This window comes from Collinsella sp. AF39-11AT (genome assembly GCF_003474585.1).
GTDB lineage: Bacteria > Actinomycetota > Coriobacteriia > Coriobacteriales > Coriobacteriaceae > Collinsella.
Window position 1 is genome coordinate 1 of the sequence record NZ_QROG01000037.1, and the last position, 7,973, is coordinate 7,973.

At 57.0% G+C, this 7,973-nt stretch carries 7 protein-coding genes and 1 pseudogene; 4 read left to right on the plus strand and 4 right to left on the minus strand.

Features of this window, described 5'->3' with window-relative positions:
* Positions 1-63: 63 nt before the first annotated feature.
* Positions 64-147: pseudogene (locus tag DW037_RS10865) on the minus strand (MLS leader peptide); the annotation flags it as partial.
* Positions 148-1,235: 1,088 nt separating this feature from the next.
* Here DW037_RS10865 and fucO point away from each other — a divergent pair.
* A complete protein-coding gene (gene fucO / locus DW037_RS10055; RefSeq protein WP_022094861.1) occupies positions 1,236-2,402 on the plus strand; it encodes a lactaldehyde reductase in 1,167 nt (388 codons plus the stop codon).
* Positions 2,403-2,677: 275 nt separating this feature from the next.
* Positions 2,678-3,697, plus strand: a complete 1,020-nt coding sequence (locus DW037_RS10060) for a M42 family metallopeptidase (RefSeq protein ID WP_118270910.1) — start codon at positions 2,678-2,680, stop codon at positions 3,695-3,697.
* A gap of 147 nt (positions 3,698-3,844) precedes the next feature.
* On the opposite strand, the gene mnmA is transcribed toward DW037_RS10060, so the two are convergent.
* Both mnmA and cysK read right to left on the minus strand, forming a co-directional pair.
* Positions 3,845-5,068, minus strand: a complete 1,224-nt coding sequence (mnmA, locus tag DW037_RS10065; protein ID WP_255413392.1) for a tRNA 2-thiouridine(34) synthase MnmA — start codon at positions 5,066-5,068, stop codon at positions 3,845-3,847.
* 59 nt (positions 5,069-5,127) lie between these two features.
* A complete protein-coding gene (gene cysK, locus DW037_RS10070) occupies positions 5,128-6,066 on the minus strand; it encodes a cysteine synthase A (RefSeq protein ID WP_118270912.1) in 939 nt (312 codons plus the stop codon).
* 252 nt (positions 6,067-6,318) lie between these two features.
* Here cysK and DW037_RS10075 point away from each other — a divergent pair, with 252 nt between their 5' ends.
* Complete coding sequence (locus DW037_RS10075) at positions 6,319-6,747, plus strand: Rrf2 family transcriptional regulator (RefSeq protein WP_089572175.1); 429 nt, start codon at positions 6,319-6,321, stop codon at positions 6,745-6,747.
* Between the two features lie 142 nt (positions 6,748-6,889).
* Here the strand turns inward: DW037_RS10075 and DW037_RS10080 are convergent, their stop codons facing one another.
* Entirely contained in the window at positions 6,890-7,255 is a 366-nt protein-coding gene (locus DW037_RS10080) for a phage holin family protein (RefSeq protein ID WP_118373246.1), read from the minus strand.
* Between the two features lie 324 nt (positions 7,256-7,579).
* Between DW037_RS10080 and DW037_RS10085 the strand changes: the two genes are divergently transcribed.
* Complete coding sequence (locus DW037_RS10085) at positions 7,580-7,879, plus strand: YerC/YecD family TrpR-related protein (RefSeq protein ID WP_022094855.1); 300 nt, start codon at positions 7,580-7,582, stop codon at positions 7,877-7,879.
* Positions 7,880-7,973: the final 94 nt, after the last annotated feature.

The following is a 7,973-nucleotide window of genomic DNA, read 5'->3' on the forward strand; positions in this document are numbered from 1 at the left end:
GCCTAGGCTAGCCCCTTGTCACACAAACTACCGAAGCCTCAATTTTTAGCATCTAATTTAACTTCAATTCCTATTATACAAAATTTTAAGATAATGCACTATCAACACACTCTTAAGTTTGCTTCTAAGTCTTATTTCCATAACTTTAGGGTTAACCATACGCAAGACCAATCACTCTCGGACAATACTCATGATTTTCGGTAAAAAACGTAAAAGAAATAAGAACAATTAACAAAATGTATAATAACAATCAATAGCGACTAATGATTTTCATGTAAAAGGACACCAAACTATACGGTGTCCTTTTCAAATTCTTACGTCATATCAAGGCTCATTCAATCGTGGTAAATTCGTGGTAAAATGAGTGCTTTCCTATATTTCAAAATGCTTGAAAGTATAGTGTTTATGCGGATAATCAAAAATCAGATATAAAATTTAGCTTAATTTCATTAAATCGAAGGAGAGGTTCTCCTCCATAAAATGCTACGACCGGGTTTGAGTTGTCGATCGAGTGCATCTTAAAGAATTCGATTGCATGTTTTGCCGTCGAAATGGACATGGAGTTATGACTGTGGGCTCTGTTGTATGAGGAGTTTCCGGAATAGATACAGTAATCACATCGGAAGTTACAAGATTGAGTCAGCTGAAGGGTTAGCATCCGTATATTTCTTTCCAGCTTAACTTTCAAAAGGTCAATTGATGGATAAGCGATATCCTGCAATGGCGAATCGCAGCAGTAGCCACATGATTGTAGTAACTGGAATTCTTGGTCTGATTTACAGGAGGCGTGGCAAACTTTGCCTGCTTGGACTTCTGAGATGTAATTGAAGAGATCTTTGCTTACTGCAAGTATCTCGTTTCGATTGGCATCATAAATGTAGTGGCCCAAGAGGGTCTTTATAGGTAGAACTAACATCTCTACCGCCTCTTTCATTTCACTAATGTTATTTAGTGAACTAAGATGTTTGCTATAAAGTATCCTTTTATAAACGTATTGTCAAACATATATTGCTAAAACAGAAACAATTTATAGACTGAGTTGGTCGTATTCTTTGGGCGATTGCTCCTATAATCTAGCCTTCGCTGCTGTCGGGAGGGAAGGACTAGGACTCCGTTATTATGTTGAAACGCTTTAACAATTTTGACGTTCTCACGTGTTTTTGTTTCAAAAGCGTTAGGATGAGATTCATAGCGTGGGGCGTAATGGGTGCCCCGCACACGATGGGAGGCTATCAATGGCTAATCGTTTCGTTCTCAACACCATTTCTTATCATGGTTCCGGCGCCATCAAGGAGATCCCCGGCGAGCTTCAGCGTCGCGGCTACAAGAAGATCTTCGTCTGCTCCGACCCCGATCTGGTCAAGTTTGGCGTTACCGCTAAGGTGACCGACGAGCTCGACGCTGCCGGCATCGCTTGGAGCCTCTACTCCGAGATCAAGCCCAACCCGACTATCCAGAACGTCAAAGACGGCGTCGAGGCCTTCAAGGCCGCCGAGGCTGACGCTATCGTGACCATTGGTGGTGGCTCCTCCATGGACACCGCCAAGGCTATCGGCATCATCATCAACAACCCTGAGTTCGCCGATGTCCGCAGCCTCGAGGGCGTTGCTCCCACTAAGAACCACGCCGTGTTCACCATCGCTGTGCCGACGACTGCCGGTACCGCCGCCGAGGTGACCATCAACTACGTCATCACCGACCCCGAGAAGGTCCGCAAGTTCGTGTGCGTCGACACCAACGACGCCCCCGAGGTCGCCGTCGTCGACCCCGATATGATGGCTTCCATGCCCGCCGGCCTGACCGCCTCTACCGGCATGGACGCTCTGACCCACGCCATCGAGGGCTACACCACCAAGGGCGCTTGGGAGCTCTCCGACATGTTCCACTTTGAGGCTATTAAGCTGATCAGCGAGAACCTGCGTGACTCCGTCGCCGAGGCCAAGTCCGGCCAGCCCGGCTCCGGCCGCGAGGGCATGGCCCTTGGCCAGTATGTCGCCGGCATGGGCTTCTCCAACGTTGGCCTGGGCATCGACCATGCCATGGCTCACACCCTGTCCGCTCACTACGACACCCCGCACGGCGTCGCTTGCGCCATGCTGCTGCCGATTGCCATGGAGTTCAACAAGCCGGTTTGCGCTGAGCGCCTGGCCAAGGTTGCCGTTGCCATGGGTGTTGACACCACGGGCATGAGCACCGACGAGGCTGCCGACGCCGCTATCGCCGCCGTCAAGCAGCTTTCCGCCGACGTGAACATCCCGCACGTCTGCGAGGCCATGAAGGCCGACGAGATCGAGGTCCTGGCCAAGGACGCCATGGCCGACGCCTGCTTCCCGGGTAACCCGCGCGAGGCGACGCTCGACGACGTCATCGAGCTCTTCAAGAAGATTTGCCCGGCTGCTTAACCTGGTTCGGCGGGCCCCGCCCGTTAGCCCCACAATCGTCCTCGGACATGTCGGAAGCCCCCGCTGCGCACTTCGTGCGGCGGGGGCTTCCTCCGTCCTGCGGAAAGATTGTGGGGCTAACGGGCGGGGCCCGCCGGCTCGTTATCGTGGCGGGCGCAGTTCTGGGGAGCTCGATGGGTCATCTCGCTAGGTAAATATTTGTGCGTGATGGTATCGTTGTTGGGGCTTTTACTGATTACGGGATGTTGACTTTGGAGTTGTGGATGGTGTCCCAAATGGATTCTACGCTTGGTTTTATTACTGACCAGCTTAAGGCGCTTACCTCGATTGCTTCGCCTACGGGGTTTACTCGTGCGGCTACTGATTATCTGATGGAGACCCTGCGCGATATGGGGTTTGGGCCTGAGCGTTCTAATAAGGGTAACGTGCTCGTTGAGCTTGGTGGCGAGGGTGAGCCGCTCGTACTGGCGAGCCATGTCGATACCCTGGGCGCCATGGTGCGTTCCATTAAGGACAATGGCCGCTTGCGTCCCACGACGCTCGGCGGGCATCAGTGGTCTACGGCCGATGGCGAGAACTGCACCGTCTACACGCGTGACGGCAATGTGTACACGGGTGTGGTCCTCAATACCGAGCCTTCGGCGCACGTGGCCGACGAGCCGGTCAAGACCATCGAGAAAAACATGGAGATCCTGCTCGATGAGAACGTTGACAGCAAGGACGATGTGCTCGAGCTTGGTATTCAGACCGGCGACATCGTCGCTATGGATCCGCGTACCACGGTGACGGAGAGCGGCTACATTAAGAGTCGCTTCCTGGATGACAAACTGTCGGCGTCGATTCTGCTGGGTCTGGCCCGCGCCGTTGCTGACGGCGAGGTGACGCTCTCGCGCAAGGTGTCACTGCTCTTTACCGTGTACGAGGAGGTCGGTCACGGCGGCGCCTTTGTGCCGGCCGACACGCGCGAGATGATCAGCGTGGACATGGGCTGCGTGGGCGACGACCTGGGCTGCACCGAGCGCATGGTTTCGATCTGCGCCAAGGATTCGGGCGGCCCGTACAACTACGACCTGGTGACCACGCTGTCTAATATCGCGCGCGAGCTGGAGCTCGATTACGCCATCGATGTGTACCCGCACTACGGTTCTGACGTCGAGGCCACGCTCTCGGCCGGCTACGACATTCGCCATGGTCTGATCGGCCCCGGCGTGTACGCGAGCCACAACTACGAGCGCAGCCACATCGACGGCGTGCGCAATACCTACGAGCTGGTTCGCGCCTACGTTCAGCGCTAACGATGCAGCGGCCTCGGCTGGCGCAGCAGTACCGACCGAGGCCGTCCTCTCTAAGTTGCGGTGAAATAGGGACTGTTTGGCGGTTTTAAACGCTTAAACATTCCCTATTTCACCGCAAGTTATAGAGGGGATGGTGGCAGGGCGCTGTTATTTGATGGCGCCGGTCACCGTGCCGCCGCCGAGGACGACGTCGCCGCGGTAGACGACGACTGCCTGGCCGGGGGCGATGGCTCGCTGCGCCTCGTCAAAAGTTAGCAGCATTTGCCCGTCTTCGCCACGTGTAAGGGTTGCTGCCTGGTCCTTTTGACGGTAGCGGTACTTGGCGCCCACGCGAATGCCGCCGGCATCCAGCTCGGCCTCCATGCGCGTGTCCGGCGCGCTCCAGATCCACTCATCGGCAGTTAGCGCCGAGGCGGTTAGGTCCTCAGCCTCGCCCAGATGCACAATGTTGCTGGCGGCGTCGACGCCCGTTACGTACACGGGATGCGCCATCGCGACGCCCAGGCCCTTGCGCTGGCCGATGGTATAGCGCAGCGCGCCGTTGTGGCGTCCGACCACGCTGCCGTCGCGCCATACGATATCGCCCGGTGTAGCGGGATGTCCGCACCGACGCTCGATATAGCCCGCATAGTCGCCATCCGCGATAAAGCAGATGTCCTCGCTTTCGGCCTTCTTGGCGTTGATGAAGCCCTGTTCGGCGGCTATGCGGCGCACGTCGCGCTCTTTGTCTAGGCCTGCCAGCGGAAAGATCGTGTGCGCCAGGCGCTCCTGCGTAAGCGAATACAAAAAGTAACTTTGGTCCTTTTTGGGGTCCTCGCCGCGATGCAGCTGCCAGGTGCCGTTGGGCGCCTGGCTCGTTTTGGCATAGTGGCCTGTGGCGATGTAGTCGCAGCCCATATCCAGCGCCGCATCCAGCAACGCGCCAAACTTAATATGGCGGTTGCAGATGATGCACGGGTTGGGCGTCAGCCCTTCCTGGTAGGCGTTCACAAAGCGCTCGATCACGTTGCGGTCGAAGGTGTGCTGCAGGTCGAGCACATGGTGGGATATCCCCAGGCGCTCGGCGACGGCCTTTGCATCGGCGATATCGCGGTCGACCTTACTCATGCCTGTTGCGGGATCGGGTGCGGGGCAGGTGAGGCGCATGGTGGCACCGACGCATTCGTAACCCTGACTTTTGAGCAGATACGCGGTCACGCTGGAATCGACGCCGCCGCTCATGGCGACGAGCACGCGCTTATTGTGCATGGGGAGGTTCTCCTTGGTGGCATGTGGCCAAAAAAGAAAAGCGGCGCGGGAGGCTGGTTCCGCGCCGCAGACATTGTAGCAAGTTCGGGCGTCCTGTGGGACACCCTGTTGGGATGAGCTCAGGCTGCCAGAAGAGAGGGGGAGACCGGCGTGCCTTGGACTCGTTCTAAGAACGAGAAGCTCTAGTCCTGGAAGAGCGCCGTGGACAGGTAGCGCTCGCCGGTGTCGGCGAGCAGCGCCACGATGGTCTTACCCTCGTTCTCGGGGCGCTTGGCCAGCTGCAGCGCGGCCCACACGGCGGCACCGGACGAAATGCCCACGAGCACGCCCTCCTTGTGGCCCACGGCGCGGCCGGTGGCAAAGGCGTCGTCGTTCTCGACGGGAATGATCTCGTCATAGACCTGGGTGTCGAGGACGTCGGGCACAAAGCCGGCACCGATACCCTGGATCTTGTGCGGGCCGGCCTGGCCCTTAGAGAGCGCCGGGGAGGTGGCGGGCTCGACGGCGACGACCTGAATTTCGGGGTTCTGCTCCTTGAGGAACTCGCCCACGCCGGTCACGGTACCGCCGGTGCCAACGCCGGCGACGAAGATGTCGACCTCGCCGTCGGTGTCATCCCAGATCTCGGGGCCGGTCGTGGCCTTGTGGATGGCGGGGTTGGCGGGGTTCACAAACTGGCCGGCGATAATGCTGTTGGGCGTCTCCTTCTGCAGCTCCTCGGCCTTGGCGATGGCGCCCTTCATGCCCTTGGAGCCGTCGGTGAGCACGAGCTGTGCGCCGTATGCCTGCATAAGCTTGCGGCGCTCGACGGACATGGTCTCGGGCATGGTGATGATCACCTTGTAGCAGCGAGCCGCCGCCACCGAGGCGATGCCGACGCCGGTGTTGCCGCTCGTGGGCTCGATGATGGTGTAGTCGCCGCCGCGCACGAGCTTGCCGGCCTTCTCGGCTTCGTCAATCATGTTCTTGGCGACGCGGTCTTTAACGGACCCGGCGGGGTTGAAGTATTCCAGCTTGACGAGCACGCGGGCCTTGAGGTCCTCGTCGGCCTCAAAGTGAGTGAGCTCCAGAAGCGGAGTGTGGCCGATAAGCTGATCGATGGACGTGTAGACCTTGCTCATAGTGAACCTCCATGGTGTTCAAATGACTGGATACCGTGTGGTTTTACGGTGTATGTAACAGCAAACCTACAAACCAAATAGGTTGTGCGTTTGGCTGTTGGGAAGCATAGTAGACAGCAAAGCCTAGTAATGCAATAGGAATTTATGAATTATTACGAGTCGATTAACCATCTTGACCGGAACGGGTATTTTCAAAACCAATTTTTCGGCTAGAATTTCTACGGACTAAATGACCGAAAGGCAGCACTATACATGTTGGTTTCTACTAAGGGCAGATATGCCCTGCGCGTTATGGTCGATCTGGCCGAGCATCAGGCGGCCGGTCGCATCCCGCTCAAAGAGATCGCGGCGCGACAGGGGATTTCCGAGAAATATCTCGAGAACATCTTGGCCACGCTCGTGCGCGCCAACATGCTCTCGGGCATGCGTGGCAAGGGCGGTGGCTACGTGCTCACGCGCCCTCCCGAGCAGTACACGGTGGGCGAGATTCTGCGCCTGACCGAGGGTAGTCTGGCGCCGGTCGCCTGCCTGGATGGCGACTGCAAGGGCTGCTCGCGTTCGGATGAGTGCCCCACGCTTGACGTGTGGAAGAACCTCGACAAGCTCATCAACGACTACCTCGACGGTGTGACACTCGATCAACTTGTCGCTCCCAACGAAGGCTACGACTACGTCATCTAACCCACACCTGCCATTTGGGGACGGGGTAGAAATGGTGGATTGTCTTGCCTTCTGAGACTTGACAAATTAGAAGGCCGCCCATTTTTGCGATGGGCGGCCTTTGTTTTGGGCTGTTGAGATGGGCGCGGTCGGAGCGGCCGTTTTAGCCCTCGGCGACGCCATCGAGGATGCTGCGCATGATGGACACCAGGATACTGCCCATAAAGGCCGAGCCAAAGCTCGAGATGGAAATGCCGGCGCCCAGCAGGTTGACCGACAGGTAACTTGCGAGCTCAAGCATAAGGCTGTTGACGACAAGCTGGAAAATGCCCAGGGTAATGATGGTGAGCGGCAGCGAGATGACCGTCAGGAACGGTTTGACGAGCGAATCGACGATGTTCAGGAACAGTCCCACGAAGGCGAAACAGACCCAGGCCTCGGCAAAACCGAAGGGCTGGATGCCGGGAACGAGGAACGTGGCGATCGCGATGGCGATCGAGGTGAAGAGCCAGTTAAGCATAAAGCGCATGGCATGAATCCTTTCTTGCGCCGGGGTTGCTGGCGTCGCGTGAAGCGGCTTGCGGTGGCGACTTGGATGGTTGCGCGGGCACGCCGCGGTGTTTGGGCGCCCATTGTCTCAAATATTCGTGGAGCTTACGTGCGCATTCGGTTTCTAAACGGCGTTCGTCCTGAAAAACGCGCCGCTGGCAGAGAGTCTTGTCGCTTTAGTTTGGTGGTGTGCTAAACTGCTACGGGCAAAAGCCACAGGCGTTGCCCTATTGCATAGAACGGGCGAACGATGCCCGATGTCAGTATCAACTTCGATGCCTTTTGGCGGGTTTGGCGGTGATCGATGAATATCGAGAACATGTTTGACAAGCCTGATGTCAAGCAGCTGGTCCACGCATTTAGTCTTTTGGATGACGAGAAAGATATCCAAGCGTTTTTGACCGATATCTGCACGCCGCGCGAGATTTGCGATCTATCGCAGCGTCTGCAGGTCGCGCGTTACCTGGACGAGGGCGAGCCTTATGTTGAGGTTCAGGCCCGTACCGGCGCTTCGTCCACTACGGTGAGCCGTGTGTCCAAGGCGCTCAACGGCGAGTATGGTGGCTACCGTAAGATCCTCATTAAGCTGGAGGATGGCGAGTAGGCCAGCGACAAAAACGAATTGCGCAGAACCGTCCCTTCGGGGGCGGTTTTTTGGAGGCTTCGGTAGTTTGTGTGACAAGGGGCTAGCCTAGGCA

Bases quoted from the DNA above. Each gene is read 5' to 3' on its own strand.
- fucO (WP_022094861.1), top strand. From the start codon at position 1,236: ATGGCTAATCGTTTCGTTCTCAACACCATTTCTTATCATGGTTCCGGC.
- DW037_RS10060 (WP_118270910.1), top strand. From the start codon at position 2,678: ATGGATTCTACGCTTGGTTTTATTACTGACCAGCTTAAGGCGCTTACC.
- cysK (WP_118270912.1), bottom strand. From the start codon at position 6,066: ATGAGCAAGGTCTACACGTCCATCGATCAGCTTATCGGCCACACTCCG.
- DW037_RS10075 (WP_089572175.1), top strand. From the start codon at position 6,319: ATGTTGGTTTCTACTAAGGGCAGATATGCCCTGCGCGTTATGGTCGAT.
- DW037_RS10080 (WP_118373246.1), bottom strand. From the start codon at position 7,255: ATGCGCTTTATGCTTAACTGGCTCTTCACCTCGATCGCCATCGCGATC.
- DW037_RS10085 (WP_022094855.1), top strand. From the start codon at position 7,580: ATGAATATCGAGAACATGTTTGACAAGCCTGATGTCAAGCAGCTGGTC.